The sequence below is a fragment of the Pseudoleptotrichia goodfellowii genome (assembly GCF_007990505.1).
Lineage (GTDB): Bacteria > Fusobacteriota > Fusobacteriia > Fusobacteriales > Leptotrichiaceae > Pseudoleptotrichia > Pseudoleptotrichia goodfellowii.
On sequence record NZ_AP019822.1, the window covers coordinates 2,232,379 to 2,250,316 of the forward strand.

At 30.1% G+C, this 17,938-nt stretch carries 15 protein-coding genes; all 15 read right to left on the reverse strand.

Going from position 1 to position 17,938, the window contains the following annotated elements:
- Nucleotides 1-66: 66 nt before the first annotated feature.
- Nucleotides 67-3,126, reverse strand: a complete 3,060-nt coding sequence (mfd, locus tag FVE72_RS10820) for a transcription-repair coupling factor (protein ID WP_026738325.1) — start codon at nucleotides 3,124-3,126, stop codon at nucleotides 67-69.
- 59 nt (nucleotides 3,127-3,185) lie between these two features.
- Nucleotides 3,186-4,280 (reverse strand): RnfABCDGE type electron transport complex subunit D, encoded by a 1,095-nt coding sequence (locus tag FVE72_RS10825; protein ID WP_026738326.1) that lies wholly within the window; start codon nucleotides 4,278-4,280, stop codon nucleotides 3,186-3,188.
- Nucleotides 4,280-5,605 carry an electron transport complex subunit RsxC gene (rsxC, locus tag FVE72_RS10830; protein ID WP_026738327.1) on the reverse strand — a complete coding sequence of 442 codons (1,326 nt, stop codon included), beginning with the start codon at nucleotides 5,603-5,605 and terminating at the stop codon, nucleotides 4,280-4,282. Before rsxC ends, FVE72_RS10825 begins: the two co-directional genes overlap by 1 nt.
- A 40-nt stretch (nucleotides 5,606-5,645) precedes the next feature.
- Nucleotides 5,646-6,647: an FAD:protein FMN transferase gene (locus tag FVE72_RS10835; protein WP_026738328.1), complete on the reverse strand. Its 1,002-nt coding sequence runs from the start codon at nucleotides 6,645-6,647 to the stop codon at nucleotides 5,646-5,648.
- Between the two features lie 7 nt (nucleotides 6,648-6,654).
- Nucleotides 6,655-7,086, reverse strand: a complete 432-nt coding sequence (locus tag FVE72_RS10840; RefSeq protein ID WP_006806205.1) for a hypothetical protein — start codon at nucleotides 7,084-7,086, stop codon at nucleotides 6,655-6,657.
- 124 nt (nucleotides 7,087-7,210) lie between these two features.
- Nucleotides 7,211-8,959: an ABC transporter ATP-binding protein gene (locus tag FVE72_RS10845; RefSeq protein ID WP_026738329.1), complete on the reverse strand. Its 1,749-nt coding sequence runs from the start codon at nucleotides 8,957-8,959 to the stop codon at nucleotides 7,211-7,213.
- Nucleotides 8,960-8,993: 34 nt separating this feature from the next.
- Nucleotides 8,994-10,019, reverse strand: coding sequence for a polysaccharide deacetylase family protein (locus FVE72_RS10850; RefSeq protein WP_026738330.1), 1,026 nt, complete (start codon nucleotides 10,017-10,019; stop codon nucleotides 8,994-8,996).
- A gap of 26 nt (nucleotides 10,020-10,045) precedes the next feature.
- Complete coding sequence (locus tag FVE72_RS10855) at nucleotides 10,046-10,789, reverse strand: glycosyltransferase (protein ID WP_026738331.1); 744 nt, start codon at nucleotides 10,787-10,789, stop codon at nucleotides 10,046-10,048.
- 46 nt (nucleotides 10,790-10,835) lie between these two features.
- The gene (locus tag FVE72_RS10860; RefSeq protein WP_026738332.1) at nucleotides 10,836-11,567 is read right to left on the reverse strand and encodes a glycosyltransferase; all 732 of its coding nucleotides are present in this window, start codon (nucleotides 11,565-11,567) and stop codon (nucleotides 10,836-10,838) included.
- The gene (locus tag FVE72_RS10865) at nucleotides 11,554-13,113 is read right to left on the reverse strand and encodes a glycosyltransferase family 2 protein (protein WP_026738333.1); all 1,560 of its coding nucleotides are present in this window, start codon (nucleotides 13,111-13,113) and stop codon (nucleotides 11,554-11,556) included. Before FVE72_RS10865 ends, FVE72_RS10860 begins: the two co-directional genes overlap by 14 nt.
- 20 nt (nucleotides 13,114-13,133) lie before the next feature.
- Nucleotides 13,134-13,898 carry a glycosyltransferase gene (locus tag FVE72_RS10870; RefSeq protein WP_026738334.1) on the reverse strand — a complete coding sequence of 255 codons (765 nt, stop codon included), beginning with the start codon at nucleotides 13,896-13,898 and terminating at the stop codon, nucleotides 13,134-13,136.
- Nucleotides 13,899-13,950: 52 nt separating this feature from the next.
- Complete coding sequence (locus FVE72_RS10875) at nucleotides 13,951-14,802, reverse strand: WlaTC/HtrL family glycosyltransferase (protein WP_026738335.1); 852 nt, start codon at nucleotides 14,800-14,802, stop codon at nucleotides 13,951-13,953.
- A gap of 75 nt (nucleotides 14,803-14,877) precedes the next feature.
- Nucleotides 14,878-15,894: a capsular polysaccharide synthesis protein gene (locus FVE72_RS10880; protein WP_026738336.1), complete on the reverse strand. Its 1,017-nt coding sequence runs from the start codon at nucleotides 15,892-15,894 to the stop codon at nucleotides 14,878-14,880.
- Nucleotides 15,895-15,908: 14 nt separating this feature from the next.
- Nucleotides 15,909-16,877 carry a glycosyltransferase gene (locus tag FVE72_RS10885; protein WP_051411798.1) on the reverse strand — a complete coding sequence of 323 codons (969 nt, stop codon included), beginning with the start codon at nucleotides 16,875-16,877 and terminating at the stop codon, nucleotides 15,909-15,911.
- A gap of 29 nt (nucleotides 16,878-16,906) precedes the next feature.
- The gene (locus FVE72_RS10890; RefSeq protein WP_051411799.1) at nucleotides 16,907-17,935 is read right to left on the reverse strand and encodes a glycosyltransferase; all 1,029 of its coding nucleotides are present in this window, start codon (nucleotides 17,933-17,935) and stop codon (nucleotides 16,907-16,909) included.
- Nucleotides 17,936-17,938 lie beyond the last annotated feature (3 nt).

Below are 17,938 nucleotides of genomic sequence, written 5' to 3' on the forward strand. Positions count from 1 at the left end.
TCCCTTCTTTCATTTTTTTAACTGTTATTTTATCTTACTCGGATTATATTTTACTTTTTTTCATATTTATTTATTCAGGTATTCCAATAATTCTTTTTTACCCACTTCTTTTATTATAAATGTTTCCTGCACGGTAACTTCTTTTCCTTTGATTTTATTGCCATCCTCAAAAATCGGCATTTGAATAACTTCTTTCATCTCAAGTTCCTGCTCCAAATCCGAAATTATATTTTCCGAAACATTTTCAATAAAGGATAATCTGTAAACCTCTCTTTTTTCTTCTATTATTTGAATACCGTTTGTTTCTGCAAATATTTTGAATTTTATATTTAATATGAATTTTTTCATTTCAGAAGGTATTTTTCCGAATCTGTCTTTTATTTCATTTACAAGTTCGTCCAGTTCTTCAAACGTTTCCAATATAGCAAATCTTTTATATATATTCAGTCTTTCTTCTTTTTCGATATAATTTTCAGGAATAAATCCTTTTTCTTTTAAAATTATCTCCACATTTTCGGTTTTTTCTCTGTATTCTCCTTTCTGTTTTTTTATTTCTTCGTTCAGCATTTTCAAATAAAGATCATAACCGAAAGTTTCTATTGTTCCGTGCTGTTTTTCTCCTAAAATTTCTCCTGCACCTCTTATTTTAAGGTCTTCCATCGAAATTTGGAAACCACCCGATTTTATTCCTTCGACTTTTTGCATACTTTCTTCTTTTTTCTGCCCTTTTTTTGTGGCTGTTCTCGTTTTAAGAAGATAGCAATATCCCTGTCTGTTACTTCTTCCCACTCGTCCTCTCAGCTGATAAACCTGAGAAAGCCCTAAAGCATTAAAGTTTTCTATTAAAATAGTATTTGCATTCGGTATATCTATTCCGTTTTCGATAATTGTAGAAGCAAGAAGTATATCGAACTCTCCCTGTTCAAATCTTCTTATCTTGTCCTTAATCTCTTTAGGTAAAAGCTGTCCGTGAATAAACTCTATCTTAACAAAATCAGGTAGTATTTTTCTCAATTCTTCTATTTTGTATTTCATACTTTTTACATCGTTATAAATATAAAATACTTGACCATCTCTCGAAAGCTCTTTTAATATAGCTTTTTTCACAACCTCCTCTTCCCAGTCCTCTACTTCTGTTATAATCGGCAATCGGTTTGTAGGCGGAGTGTCTATTACCGAGATTTCTCTTATTCCCAACAGTGCCATATTCAGTGTTCTAGGTATGGGTGTCGCAGTGAGTGTTAAAACATCAACTTTCTGACGCTTTTTCTTTATGGTTTCTTTGGCTTTTACTCCGAATTTCTGTTCTTCGTCTATTATTAAAAGTCCCAAATTATTAAATTCCACATCTTCGCTCAGTAATCTGTGAGTCCCTATAACCAAATCGGTAACACCATTTTTCATGTTTTTAAGTATTTCTTTTGATTTGCTTTGGGTCAATCTTGACAGATTTTCTATTGTAACAGGATAATTTTCATATCTTTGCATAAATCTTTTATAATGCTGTTCGGCTAAAACAGTTGTCGGAGCTATCAATGCTACCTGTCTTGAATTTTCTATAGCTTTAAATGCTGCTCTCATAGCAACTTCGGTTTTTCCGTATCCTACATCTCCGCACACAATTCTGTCCATTATATAAGGACCTTCCATATCCTTTTTCACATCATTTATAGCTTTTTTCTGATCTTCAGTTTCTTCAAAAGGAAATTGAGCTTCAAATTCTTCCTGCCACACAGTATCTTTCCCGTAAACAAATCCGTTTTGACTTTGTCTTTGAGCCTGTATTTTTATCAATTCTGCAGCAAATTTTTCTATATCTTCTGCCAGTTTCTGCCTTTTCTTTTTAAATCCTCTCGTTCCAAGTTTGTATAACTTAGGCTCCTCACCGTAAGAAATATATTTTTCAAGTCTGTCCAGTTTTTCCACAGGAATATAAAGAATATCCTCATCGGCATATTTTATTTTCAGATAGTCCCTTTCTTCCATAGTTTCTATCCCTTTATATATGCCGACTCCGTACTGAACATGAATTACATAATCGTCTATCAGTATCTGATTTACTTTTTTGTATTTCACAGCTTTATTATTTTTTCTTTTTTTCTCGTAAATATATCCGTCGATTTCTCTGTCGGTCAGTACAAAGGTATCTTTTGTGATAAATCCTTCAAAAAGCTCGTATCCGATTATATCTATTTTTTCAAAATCTTTATATTCTCTCAGCTTTTTTTCATAATTTTTTGTGTATATCTGTACACTTTTTTTCTCAGACAGTTTCCCCAACTTATCCCTTTTTTTAAAGGTTTCAAGCTGTTCTTCCGTAAAGTTTACAGTTTCCAGTATCATACTTTTTCTTTTCAGATTTTCATATCTTTTTCTGTAAGTATTTTCTTTTTCCCTGTCTATCAAAATGAACTCTTCCATTTTATAATTGAGAAGTTCTTCGTTTTCCATTACTATTATTACGTCATCTTTTTTTAATTCCTCAATTAATTCCACAAGTTCGTAATTATTTCCTGAAAGCACATTTCCGAATATTTTTACTTCTTCTTTTTTATCAACAGATCTTTGGGAATTAATATCAAATTCTCTTATACTTTCAAGTTCGTCATCAAAAAATTCCAATCTTACCGGATTTTCGGCATTAGGAGGAAATATATCTATAATATCTCCTCTTTTACTGTATTCTCCCTTTTTTTCTATTAAATAAGATTGGGTATATCCGTTTTCTGTCAAAAATTTCGTGATGTCCGAAAATTTATAAGTATTTCCTATTTTAAAATTCAGCAGATTTACTTTTTCAAAAAATACATCAAGTGTTATCTGCAAATTTAGAAATAATATAAAATTATCTCTATTTCTCAGTATATCAAGTAATTCTATATTTATTCCCGTCAAATCTTCTTTGCTGCTGGAAATATTTTCAAACATGGATATATTTTTTCCGTCAGTTTTATAATTTTCGAGCATGTCATAGTAATTTTCCAAATTTCTGTTTGATGTAGACACATAGATTATTTTTTTATCCTCCGAAGACAACAAAATCCAAGGAATTGCTCCTCGGTAGATTTTGTTTTCAGATTTTAAAAGGTTTCCGTCTATCTCTTTTAAAAACTTTAAGTTATTCATTTTTCATATCTCTTTCTTTTTTCCAAATTTCTTACTGCCTTAAGCTTTATTATCATATACTATTTTATCTCTTTTGACAATATTAATTTTATTACAGTATAAAAAATGTAAATAAAAAGCAGATACGGAATGAAGCCTGCATTATGAAGCACAGTCAATAAAAATACTGTAAATACGATGATTAAAGTAAGACCTGTACCTTTCAGAATCCTTCCTCCAAGCACACCGTTTCCGCCGAACACTTTCGGTCTGAATATGTAATTTACAGGCTCTGCAAATGCGTTTAATGTCAATATGGAATACGACAGATATTCAAATTTTATATTTTGCGACCAGCATATAATAACTGCTATTCCAATCATTGCTCCGTAATATATTTTACCTGCGTTGTTTGAAGGACTTGACGGCATATCCGTTGCCATGAATATTCCTCCGAGCATAAGTCCTCCTATAGAGTGATTTACATCTACCCCGATTACACTCATTAAATATAATCCCGAAAATATAACAACAAACATTGAAACAGGTATATGCCACGATATTCTGTCTTTCATAAGCAGATATATTCCTCCGATTACAAGGAAAAATATCGAAAACTCTCCTATTGCACCCGAAGAATTTAATATTGTTTTATCAAGGTAATTAAATAAAGGAGTATCTCCAAAATATTTAAAAATCTTTATTTCCGAAATTTTCAGTGCCGATTCGTTAAACCATATAGCTCCCGACGACATCACAGTGGGAAAAAATACTGTCATAAATTCTCTTCCTACCAATGCAGGATTAAAAACATTTCTTCCCAATCCTCCGTATATAAGCTTTCCGAATATGACTGCCATAGAAGCTCCGAAAGCCACTACATAAAGCGGAGTAAAAGGAGCAAGTGTAAGCCCTAAAAGTATTCCCGTTACAATTCCTGAAACATCATTTACTGAATTATGTTTTTTAAAAAATACTGCAGAAAATATCCATTCGGAAAGTAAAGCACTCATTACAGAAGTTAAAATCACAAGAATCGGTGTTATCCCGTATACAATGTACGAAACAACTATTGACGGAAGCAGTGCCAGAACAACATCGGACATTACTTTTGTAACACTGTCGTTTACTCTTATATGAGGGGTGTATGTCTTTAAATTCAATACTTTTTCCATTATTTTATTCCCCCTTTGGCTCTCATTTCTCTTAACATTCCTTTACCTTCTTTTATACTTTTTATAAGAGGAACTCTTGACGGACAGGAATATTCACACGCCCCGCATTCAATACACATATCAAGATTCAGTTTTACCAGTTTTTTATATTTTCCTTTTCTGTATATTTCTTCAAATTTCATAGGCATAAGCCCCATAGGACACGCATCCACACAGTATCCGCATGAAATACAGTTATTTCTTTCGATATTATCAATATTCCCCGATAGAAAAAGTATTCCCGATGTACCCTTTATAACAGGAACATTCATATCCTTTACTTCTTCTCCCATCATAGGTCCCCCGAAGATTATTTTTGCATCTTTTTCAGGATTTATTTTTTCTATAATATGACCTAAAGGCGTTCCTGTTTTAATAAGATAGTTTCCTTTTTCTTCAGTCTTTTCGCCTGATATTGTAACTACTCTTTCAATTAAAGGTTTTCCTTCAATAAAGGCATCATATACAGATTTTACAGTCCCTACATTACTTACTACAACTCCATAATTTACAGGTAGATTTCCTTTTTTTATTTCTTTTCCCGTTATTGTTTTTATAAGCTGCAGTTCACTTCCTTGGGGATATGCCGTGGGCAGTACACAAATTTCAATATTTGTCATATTTTTCTTTCGGGAAACTTCGGAAAATCTTTCAACGAGTTCACGATTTTCCTCTTCTATTCCGATTACTGTTTTTTTAGGATTAAGTAATTTTTCGACAATTTTTATTCCGTCAAAAAACTGTTCCGTCCATTCGTTCATTATTGTGTAATCTGCTGTTAAATAAGGTTCACACTCGGACCCGTTTAAAATAAAAGTATCTACAACTTTATCTCCTATGTCGTACTTTACATAAGTGGGAAACTGTGCTCCCCCTTCTCCTACTATTCCGCTTTCTTTTATGACGTCCAGTATTTCTCTTTTCGTATATTCGGAAAGACTTTCCATCGCCCTTTTTTCCATATTTTCTGAATTATATTTAAAATCATTTCTTATTTTTACAGTTTTTACTTTGTTACCGTTTACTACAGGATTTTCAATAATTTCTTCTACAACTCCCGAAATCGGCGAATGAACTGCAGCTGAAACATTTCCCTGTATTTCTCCTATTTTTTGATATTGTTTTACATAATCGCCTTTTTTAACAATTTCAGATGAAATCTGTCCTATATGTTGGGATAAAGGAACATAAAAATATTCCGGATCTTCCATTATCGCTAAGTTCATTTTTTTTGTTACATGTTTCATAGAATCAATTTTCATTTTTTCGTTTACAATGTTTTTCATTTACTACCTCTTATTTCTCTTTTCTCTCCATAAATTCATATTAAATATCCACATAATTTAAAAATTTTTCCGAATAATGTATTTTCCCGTCGAAAGTAATTAAATATCCTTCGATTTTCATTTCTTTTGATAACTCTTTTATTATTTCGGAAAATATTTCAGGCGTCTGATTAAACAGCCCTGTAGAAATTATATCTCCTATAAAAGCATCTTCCGTTATAATTCCTATTTGTTTGTTTTTACTCGGATAACCTGTTTTTGGGCTTATTATATGACCGTATTTTTCTCCGTTTATCTCTATGTAAGTATTTATCTGATTGGAAGTCGAATATGCCTCATTTGAGATTTCTATATCAAACAAGTCATTATACTCATCTTTGCCTTTATATTTTCTATCGGTTATTTTTACAGGATAACCGTTTTTATCTTTTTCAATTTCTTTTTCATTTTCAGGATTTTCAACTATAATTCCGAGGGACTGATTTTCTTTGTCGTTTATTGAAAGAATGCTGCTCCCCCCTGCATTTATAACAGCATCTGTTATTCCTTTTTCCCGCATTTTTTTACCCAGACTGTCTATCGCATAAGATTTGATAAAAGAGCCGGTTACTATTTCCTGACCGGCTTCTATCTTTACTTTATTATTAATTTTGTCTATTTCTATTTTTTTATAATTTACAAGCTGCTTTATTTTTTCAATTTCTTTTTTATCGGGAACTGTTTCAGGATTTTCTTTATAAAATCCCCACAATCTTATGAGAGGCATTATTGTAATATCGTATTCTCCTCTTAATATATCAGAAAAATATATTATTTTTTCCAGCATTTTTATTGTTTCATCATCTACTTTCACAAAATTTCCGGCATTTTTATTTATTCTGTCAATAAAAGATCCTTGTGAGTAGGAATTATAGTTTTTATTTACTTTCTCCAAAACTGAAAATAATTCATCAAAAATATTATCTTCGTATTCGTCGGGTATTTTTATTTTTATATTTGAATGAAAAAGAAATCTTGTCTGAACTTTATAAAGCTTTTCCATTTTTCTCCTATTTGCTCGAAGAAGCTCTTTCCTTTTCTTTTTTCTCGGTATTTGTTTTATTTACCGCAGGTTTCTTTTGAGTTTCTTCTGTTTCCGATTTTTTTACTTCTTCTTTTACAGTTTTCGTTTCATTTTGCACTGTCTGTTTTCCTTCAGTTTTTTTATCGGATTTTTTCACGGCTTTTTCTTCTTTTTTCGTATCCGATTTTTTTATAACTTTTGTGCCGTTTTGATTTTTATCTTCGTTTTCTTTACTTTCAGAATTTTCCGAAGATGATGGAGTTTCTTCTTTTTTATTTTCTTCAGTATTTGTAATTACCGTAGTCGTCGTTTCATTTTCGGCTTTTACTTTTTTTTCAGTCTTTTTAAAATTAGTCGCTCCGAATGCTACAAGAGACACCGCTCCTAAAAATAATATTATTTTTTTCAAATTTCTCATTTTATTCCTCCGTTTTCTTATTCAAATCAACAAAAATTTCCGCCTTTATGATTTGTACAAACAAATATATCATTATTTTTTTTGAAATCAGTTAGATTAATGTTTTATTTTTCAGTCCCTGTTTTTAATTTTTAAAACTTTTTTTATAAAGAGATTCATAAATACCTGCTTTTTCTATTAATTCATCATGTGTTCCGATTTCTTTTATTTCTCCATGCTGTACTACTACTATTTTATCGCTGTTAATTATTGTAGAAAGTCTGTGTGCGATAACAAACGTAGTTTTTCCTTTCATCAGTTTTTCCAATGCATCCTGAACAAGCTGTTCGGATTCGTTATCAAGGGCACTTGTCGCCTCATCTAAAATAAGTATTTTAGGATTTTTAAGTATTGCTCTTGCAATGGAGATTCTCTGTTTCTGCCCACCGGACAGTTTAACTCCTCTTTCTCCTATTTCCGTTTCATAGCCTTTTTCAAGATTTTCTATAAAATTATGTGCATTGGCTTTTTTAGCTGCTTCTATTACTTCTTCTGTTGTAGCATCCTGATTTCCGTATTTTATATTTTCAAATACAGTTCCTCCGAATAAAAAAGTTTCCTGTGGAACTATACCTATTTTCTTTCTCAAACTCATTATCTGATAATCTTTTATATTTATTCCGTCAATTTTCAATTCCCCTTCACTTACATCGAAAAATCTCGGTATAAGATTTACCAATGTAGATTTCCCTCCTCCGGAATTTCCTACAAGGGCCACTGTTTCTCCCTTTTTGGCAATAAGATTTATATTTTTAAGAATTTTTTCATCGCTGTCTTTATAATGAAACCCTACATTTACAAAAGAAATATCTTTTGTAAATTCTTCAAATTTGATACAATTCGGTTTATCAGTTATTTCAGGCTCTTCATCAAGGATTTCAAATATTCTTCCTATTGAAGATATATTGGAGCTCAAAGAGTTAAAAATATTTGCACTTCTTCTTACAGGAGTATACATTGAACCTATAGCCACTACTATTGCCATAAAATCTCCCGATGTAAAGCTTCTTGCCCGTAATATTCTGTATCCTCCGAATAAAAGTAATACTGCCATCATTATATAATTTAATGCTTCTGAAATTGAGTTTGATTTGGCATTATATCCCACGCTTTTTAATACAACTTTTTTCAGTTCAAAACTTTTTCTTTTAAAATCCCTTATTTCTTCTTTTTCTGTTGCAAAAGCTCTTATAACCCTAATTCCCGATAATGTTTCCTGTAATTTTGAATTTAATGTCCCTGTAGCTTCCTGTCTTGCTTTTCCCGCGACTTTCAGTCTTCTTGAGTATCTCTTTACAGTTACCATTAAGATAGGAGCTACAACAAGTATTCCTAAAGTAAGTTTCCAGTCTGTGTAAATCGCAAATAATAAATAAAATATAGCCGTAAAAAAATACTTTAAAAATTCAAAAGTATCTAAAATAAATGAATTTACATTGGCAGGATCATTTAATACCTTTACCATTAACTCTCCTACTTTTGTTCTTGAAAAATATTCCATATCCAGTGACTGTACTTTGACATATATATCATCTACTATATCTTTATAAATTGAAGATGATATTTTTCCTGCAAGCACGGTGTTCCAATATACTAAAAATCCGCTTACTACAGCTAACATAATCATTGTTCCAGCCGCATAAAGTATATCTTTTTCATTTTTTCCTATTATCCCTTTATCAATAAACCTCTTTATAAATCCTGCAGGCGATACTGTAACCGCCGAAGATACCATTGCGAGCAGTATATTCGCTATAATAATAACATAGTACTTTTTAAGATATTTTTTTAACTTTTTTACGGTTTCTATATCGTCATTCTTTAATAACTTCATTTCTATCCTTCCTCTTTATCTTATGTATATTTCGTTATCTGAATTTACTTACGAGTAAAGCCAAATAGTAATTTTCAGACAACTTCATTTCTTTTAAAAATTTGTCATATTCCTTAAAGTCATCTCCGTTAATTCTGCAAATCTTTTTATTATTCATATTTCTGTTATTGACAGTTTCCGTTGTCAAAACAAAGTTTTTTACTCCCAAATCTTCCAGTTTTTTTATGTCTCCTGTATATCTATGTCCCCATGGATAAGCTAAAAAACTGACTTTTTTATCCAGTTTTTCTTCAATCTGTTTTTTATTTTCTTTTATTTCAAATTCCACTCTTTTATCAAATTCTTCCTGAGTATATTCTTCAAAAAACTCATTTTTTCTCTTGGAAAATATATTATTCAAATATTTTTTTCTTTCATTCACAGACATATTCTGAAACTCTTTATTTTTCTCTATTTCTCTGTATTTTTCTATAAATCCTTCTTTTAATTTCATTCCTTTTATAGCTATCTGGCTTCTCACCTTGAATATAGGTAATCCTTCAAAATCAAAGTCTTTAAAATATATCTCTTTTTCTCTTTCTTTTCCGATTAAACCGTTTTTATAAATAGAAAGGCTTTCCCTTCGCACAAATTCATTTACATTTTCATCAAAAAAACCTTTTACCTGAAGTTTTCTTATAACAGGACAATGAGAATGAGTATGCATCTGAAAATCTACCAGACCGCTGTTATACATCTCCCTTATTTCATCCCATGTTAAATAAGCATCGTCATTATTTATGTATTTCGTATTCAGAAAAATTGTTGCTTTTATATTGTATTTTTTAAGTATCGGATATGCAACAGTATAAGTATTTTTATATCCGTCATCAAAAGTTACAAGCATTGAATTTTCAGGTAACCTAAAATTCAGTTTTTCCACTTCTTCCATTTTAAAAGACTTTTTGTCTTTTACATAACTCATATGTTTTTCAAATTCATCTTTGCATATAATTCCCTCTGTTTTCTCCAAAAACACATTATGGTACATCATACAAACGAGAGATTTACTTTTGAACATTTTTTCTCCTTTTTTACCGCTTTTATCTATTTTACTTTTCCTAACAACTTTAACACGGTATATCTTACTTTTTTTATCATTCTGTCCATTTTAAAATTCAGGATAGAATTTTCTCCTTTTCTTCTGAAATGAACATGTCTTTTATCTCCTATATGTTCTACATATTTTTCTTTAAGATAAACCGTTCTGTAGTCTTTCTTTTTATAAAATTCGGACAATGCCATTTCGTACAGCTGATCTTTTAATCTTTCGTGAGAACCGAACAAATCGCAGACTTCTTTTTTACGAAGTCCCGGATTATATGTAAAAATCTCATCTTTAACTTCATAATAAGTTTCTCCGTTTCCTGCGACATATTCCTTATCCTTGAAAAAATCTTCTCTGAAATCTTCTTTGGCTCTTAAACCTACTAAAAGCAGATGCGGATTTTCTTCAAGCAGACTTAAGGATTTTTCTATAAATCCGCCTTTCAAAAACACCCAGTCATCTTCACAATGAAATACATATTCGGTTTTTACTTCATTATATGCTTTATCTATACATTTCAGCTGTCCTTCTCTTACTTCATTAATTATCAAATTAAAATTCGGCTTATTTTCGCCTGTTTCATATTCTGCAATCAGTTTTTTAAGTTTTTTTCCTTCGGTGCTGTCTTCGGTTATTATTATCTCTTTTATCGGATATGTATTTTTTTCAAAAAAACTGTCCAATGTTCTTTTTAATAAGTCAAACCTTCCGCAACTTGTTATAACCAGACTAACTTCCTTCATGGTTTTCAAATCCTTTCTTAGTAATTTTCTATTACTAAAAATAATTTTATTTTATTTTCCCGAACATTTTTAATAAATTATATCTTATTTTTTTTATCATTCTGTCAATTTTAAAATCCAAAACGCTGTTTTTTCCTCTTTTGCTGAAATGAACATGTCTTTTATTTCCTATATGTTCTACATAACGTTCTGCAAAAGATACCATTCTGTATCCTCTTTCTTTATAAAATTTACAAAGTTCATCTTCCCAAAGTGTCCCCTCGAGTTTTTCATGAGAACCGAACAAATCACACACATCTTTTCTTCTAAGCCCCGGATTATATGTGAAAACATGATCTCTTATTTCAAAAAATTCCACTCCGCTCTTGGAAAAATAAGGTTCATCGCAAAGAGGTATCTCCGTACAGTCTTCTCTCGGTCTAAGTCCCACTATGGCTATTTTAGGATTGTCTTCTATTACTTCGAGAGACTTTTCTATAAATCCTTCTTTTAAAAACAGCCAGTCATCCTCACAATGAAACACATATTCCGTATCTACTTTTTTATATGCTTTGTCTATACATTTCAACTGCCCCAGTCTTGTTTCATTTATTATAAGATCAAAATTTTGATTTTTATATTTTGAAACCAGTTTTTTCAATTTATTTCCTTCGGTGCTGTCTTCGGTTATTATTACTTTTTTTATCGGATAAGTATTTTTTTCAAAAAAACTGTCCAATGTTCTTTCAAGTAAATCAAATCTTCCACAACTTGTAATTACCAGACTAACTTCTTTCATGACTGTCCAATCCTTTCCCGGCTCTTTTTTTACCGCTCTTTATGACTTTTTCCAAAAATTCATCATTTTCTTTAAGTTTACTTCTGTCATTTTCATTATGATATATATGATAAGTCAAAGCTTTAAATTTGAGTCTTTTTTTACCTATACCGTTGTTAAAAAGTCTTACTGCTATTTCGCTGTCCTCTCTTCCCCAGCCCTGTATTTCTTCCTCAAATCCGTTTACTTTTACCAAATCTTCTTTGAAAAATGACATATTGCATCCTCTTATACCGCTCAGCTTTTTATCTTTTTTCACAAACATTTTTGAAAGTAAAGTGTTTCTTATCATATTTGCTTTATTTTTAAATCCTTTCTCTGTTAATGCAAATGGGATTTCAGGCAATTTCCCTTTAAATATTTCTTTTGATTTATCTTCGGACATTATTACTCTCGACCCTTGGATAAAATATCCTTTTTCCTTATTTTCAATGTGATCCTGAATAAAATGCCGTTCAAGCAGTAAATCTCCGTCTATAATTATTATATATTCTCCGGTTGCTTTACTTATTGCTTTGTTTCTTGACATGGAAAGCCTGAATCCTTTGTCTTCCTGCCACGAATGAATTATTTTTATATTCGGATTGCTTTTCTGCATTTTTTTTATCAAATCTGCCGTTTCCTGTTTGGACCCGTCATCGGCTATTATTATTTCTTTCGGGATTACTGTCTGTCTTAAAACACTTTCCATACACACCTCCAAAGCTTTGGGCCAGTTGTATGTCGTTACAATCAGCGAAGTATTATTTCCCAAATTCTGAAAATACTTTTCTCTCAGTTTTGTGTATTTTGTCATTGTATAAACGGAACTGTACTTTGCCAGCAAATATCCTTCGTAACCGTCTAAAAAACCTAATTGCAATATATACATTTTTATAAATCTGTACAGCATTTTAAAATATATTTTTAAAATCCCGGCTTTTTTATGTTCTTTTATATACTGCTCGGCACTTTGGGAAGTATATCTGTTCAGCTTTTCCAGAAACTGCTCTATATTATCATAAGTGTAATGTATAATAAGTTCATTTATTTTTTCGACTTTATGCCCGTCGGTCATATACTGCTCGTGTACTTCTCTGTCACTTATTTTTACTTTACCTCTTTTCCAAAGTCTTATTACATAATCATCCCAGCCGCCGTGCTTAATTTCTTTTCCGAAACAGATATTTCTCAGCTTTATTTTATATATGTCCGAAATTTTTCCTGCAGTATCATTTATTATTGATTTTATCTTTTCTTTTAACTGTTTTGATATTACTTCATCGGCATCTATTAATAATATCCATTCTCCGTTGCACTTTTCCAACACTGAATTTTTTTGAGGTCCGTAGCCTTTCCATTTTTCGACAAAAACTTTTGCCCCTTTACTTTCTGCAATATCAGCTGTTCTGTCTGTACTTTCACTGTCCACGATTATTATTTCATCGGCTATATCGCTGACTGAATCCAGTGTTTTTCCTATCCTGTTTTCTTCGTTGAATGTTATTATCCCTACTGACAATTTCATAGGATACTCCTCGTTTTAGTTTATTTCATATTTCTCAAATCATCTCTTATTATCTGAAAATATATCCCCAACTTTTTCAGATATTTTTTTATCCCTTTTAAATGTTTTGTTTTTAAAAACAAAAAAGGTTTGCTTCCTTTCCACGAGTGATTCCACCAGTGTATAGCATATGTTTTATCTGTTATCATGCTTTCACTGAACTTTTCATGAGGTAAAAACGGATAAAAACTTTCTTTAGGATAAATATATATCCCGTTCTTATCGTCTTTTACTTCTTTTTTCGATAAATCATATGAAAATTTGGATTTTAATATGTGCTTTGTAACTTGAGGTATTGTAAATAAAGAGCTTTTCCATATTTCATCTTCATAAAAATCCATTATCTCTTTTAAAAATTTACTTTGAGGTGAAACTCCGAAAAGTCCCATTCCTATTCCGTCATCACTTTCAAATCCGGTAAAAAAGTCTATTTTATCATTTCCCGTTAATTCCGAAAAATCTTTTACGATTTCCATATCAATGTCCATATATATTCCGCCTGTTTCATACAAATAATGCACCCTTGCATAATCAGCTACATACGCCCACAATTTCCTATTATAGCATTCCCTTAAAAATCGGTTTTTCTCCAAATGAAAATTCAAATCAAAATTATTCTCATTTATTTCGACTATTTCATAATCAGGCATCTTTTCTTGCCACGACTTAAGACATTTATAAAAAACTTCCGGTTTTTCTCCGTTACCTATCCATACATAATGAAGTTTTTTCGGTATTTTTTCCATTTTCATCCTTTCCCTTTATAGCAATTAATTTTCTCTTCTTATTCATAAATATTTATACAAAAATGTCTTTTAATTTTTCCGTCAAATTGATTTTTGAAGTTCTGTCATATTTTCTGAAAAGGGCAAACCAATTGTCTTTTCCGAGATAATTTAATTTAAAAAGATTTCTGTTTTTAAATAGACACATAAAGTAAACTCCCTGATCATCATCTGATATATTCTGCTTCAAAAGTTCATTCTGACATTGTTTTTGAAGTTTGTAAAGCTCCTTCCACTTTTCTTTCCCGCCTGCAACAGCTCCTCCGATAATAAATACTTTGTTATTAAATATTATGTCATAAACATCTTCTATCTTTTTTAACGGATAATTTTTCTTTATTGTAAAAAAATGTATTTTATCTTTATCAAAAGGATAATACCAGTTTTTTACATTATTTAATGTCCCGATATCTCTTACATATCCGAAATCTATCCATGAAAGAATATTATTTGATACTAACTTTTTCCTTATTGCATAATTGACAAAAAAAGTTTTTAAGTTCGTTACCAGTATATATTCAGGAGACCAGTATTCAATATTTAAAAGCATATCCTTATTTATTTTTTTTCTGAATTCTTCATTTTCCAAAACCTTTTTTATTTTTTCCAGTTGCCTTCGAAATTTTTTCTTCAAATTAACTATAATTATTTTCGTCGATTTTTCTTTTCTTATTTTCAAAATTTTATCTTTATATTCTTCCGAAGTAAATACTATCATCTCATTTTCAAGTTCAGCTAAATTGGAAAAATACTCAAAGTATGTTTCTGTAGTTCTGTGTGTAAAAATAGGGTATCCTTTATCCTGAGGTAATTCTCCTCTGCCTATATCAAAAAATGCAGTTATTATACTTATCGATTCGGTCATTTTAAATCCTTTCAGGCAATTTTATTTACCGACTTTATAATTTTACCATAAAAAATTTTATTTTATCTTATCTTTTTATATTTTAAATTTTTCTCTGAAAAAACTGTAAAAAGAGTCAGGTTTATAAACTTTATTGTAAGTAAGTTTGTGTAATTTACTCTTATTTAAGATTTCGTCCAGTTCTTTTTTAGAAAATCTGTTTTCAAATTTTTCGATTAATAAATGAGGTAAAGTATCGTCAACTACTTCACATTTGTATTCGGATAAATAACTTGACACAATTGTGTCATATAATATCTGAAAGAAAAAATAATGATATACTTCTTCATATTTTTCCCAGTATATAAGCATTAATTCAAGTAAAGTATGAATAACTTTATTGCCTTTTTTTGCAAAAATTATGCTACTCAACATTTTTACTTTCTGTCTTTTATCCCATGAAAAATAATCGTTATTAAATTTTTTCCATTTTTTCCTGTCCCGAACATCTTCACTCCTCTGAAATACAAAATAATCAGTTTTTTCAAATCTTTCAGAAAAATAATCAGTTAATAAAATTGTTGCATCAAGCCATACTCCTCCGTATACATCAAGCAAAGCCAAACGTAATAAATCAGAGAGAAAAACGTATTTTATCTTTCCTTTATCTGTTTTTTCCTTAATAAATTCCGGAAAATCAATATAATCGGAAATAGTGTCACTATCAAGACGGATAACCGTGTAATCTCCTTTGTATTTCTCAACAGATTGAAAACAAAGATTCACTATATCAGGTAATAATTTACCAGATTCCCAACCTTGCCCCCAATATTGCCAGATTATTTTTTTTCCTGATAAATCCTTTTTCGGCTTCAAAATAAATTTTTCGGTATTTCCTTTAAAATACTCGTCTATTTCTTTTTTCCAACATTCGCTTATATACTCCTGTTGAGAAAAGTCGACTTCTTTTTCTATTTTCTTTCTCAAATTTTTCGGTATAATACCTGTATAAATGTATTTCCATGGCTTTTTCTTCATTTTAGCGATAAAGTTAAAATAATCGGAATTTGAAGAAAATAATTTTTTATCCTGAATTTTTCTTTTTTCTTCCACAGTAAACCGCCTTTTTATTTTTCTTTACTAAATTTTTTCAGTTTCTTTTTTATACTTTTTTTCAGTCTTAAAAATATATTTTTTATTTTATTCTCTCTGTACTTTTTTGAAAATATTTTATAATCCTCTATAAACTTTTTATTTTCATCAGGATACATTTTTGATTTTTTTATTATAATTTTATAAAATCTGTGAATCCCTTCAATCAATATTTTTTGTATATCTTTATCATTTTTTTCTTCCTGAAGCAATTTTTCCATATCGAATATGTTTTTCTGCATATCTGTAAAATTTTTAACTTTCTGTGTTTTCATTATACTGTTTTCACGCTGTAAATAGCAATAAAAAGGTACAGCATAATATTTTACTTTTTCAGCTTTTAGAAATACTTCAAGGGTAAAAATCTCATCTTCATGCAATCTGTCAGGCTTAAAAAATAAATTATTTTCTACTAAAAATTCTCTTCTGTAAATATCATCCCAAACTTCAGGTCCGTATTTATCTTCTTTTTTCAGTATTTTCAGAAGTTCTTTTCCTTTTTTTACAGGATTTGATTGAAAACTGTCGATTATATCCTTGATTTCACTATCATTATATTCTTTTTTATCTTTATTTTCATAAAAGTAAGAGTATTTTCCTATCCCGTAATCTACCCTGTCTTTTATTACTTCTTTCACCATAATTTCGTATAATTTCTTATAGACAAAATCATCACTGTCTATAAAAGAAACATATTCCCCTTTTGCTTTTCTCAATCCTGTATTTCTTGCTTCGGACAGTCCTTTATTTTCCTGAGAAATTATTATTATATTTTCTTTATCATGATTTTTCTTAAATTCTTCAACGATTTTCAGTGAACTGTCTGTTGATCCGTCATTTACTATTATTATCTCTTTTTCAATTTCCGGATTACACAAAGAATTTAAACATTTTTCGATATATTTTTCAACATTATAAACAGGTACTATTATACTTAACTTCAACTTTAATTTCTCCTTTTTCGGACATTTTATTATTTTGAGTTTTCAAGTCTTTTTCTTTCTCTTTCATAATGTTTTTTATCTCTGTATTCTTTCGTTCCGTTTCTCACAAGATAATAAATCTTATCAAAATAACAGATTAAATATAACTCTATATCTTTAGATGTTTTTTTCATTTTGAAGAAATAGTTTTTACAGTCTTTTTTAAATTCTTTATGTATTTCTTTATAAACTTCCTTGTTTTTCTGTCTTAAAGCATATTTCATTGTTTCCAGATAGTATTTTTTTATTCGGTTAAACATTACTTCTTTCAGTTTTTCATCTTTTTCATCTTTAAATATTTCTATTAAATCTTTGACATTTTTAAATACATCTGTAGAATGTTCTATACTCGGACTTTTCATTATACTGCCTTCTCTTTGCATATAATAAAAGAAAATTTTATTTACAGCTCTTACTTTTTTTGCCGCATGTAAAACCTTTATTGTAAAAAGTTCATCTTCATGTATTCTTTTTTCGGGAAAATCAATATTGTTACCGACCAGTAATTCTCTTTTATATATAGCCGCTCCTACCTGTACGTTCCAAAACTTCTCTTTTAAAGCCCTCATCATATATTCAGGACCTGTCCAAACTCTATTTTCCATTTCCTGAGGAATTTCATAAGTCATTTCAAGCCTTTTTTCGTTGAAATAAAGTATTCTGTTCCCGTAAAGTATATCGGTTTCGCCATTTTCAGAAAACAGTTTTAATACTTCCTCCTGAAAAATATCTACATTTAAAAAATCATCTCCGTCAAAAAAATAAATATAATCTCCTTGAGCCTTTTCCAATCCTTTGTTCCTTGTAACGGAAACTCCGCTATTAGGCTGATCTATAACCGTTGTTATTTCTCTGTATTTCTCTCCGTATTCTTTTGCTATTTCTAAAGTCCCGTCTTTAGAGCCGTCATTTACAAGTATCACTTCTTTTTCTATTCTACCCAGTTTATAAATACTGTCCAGACACTGTCTTAAATAATGCTCAACGTTATACATAGGAACTATTATACTTAATTTCATTTT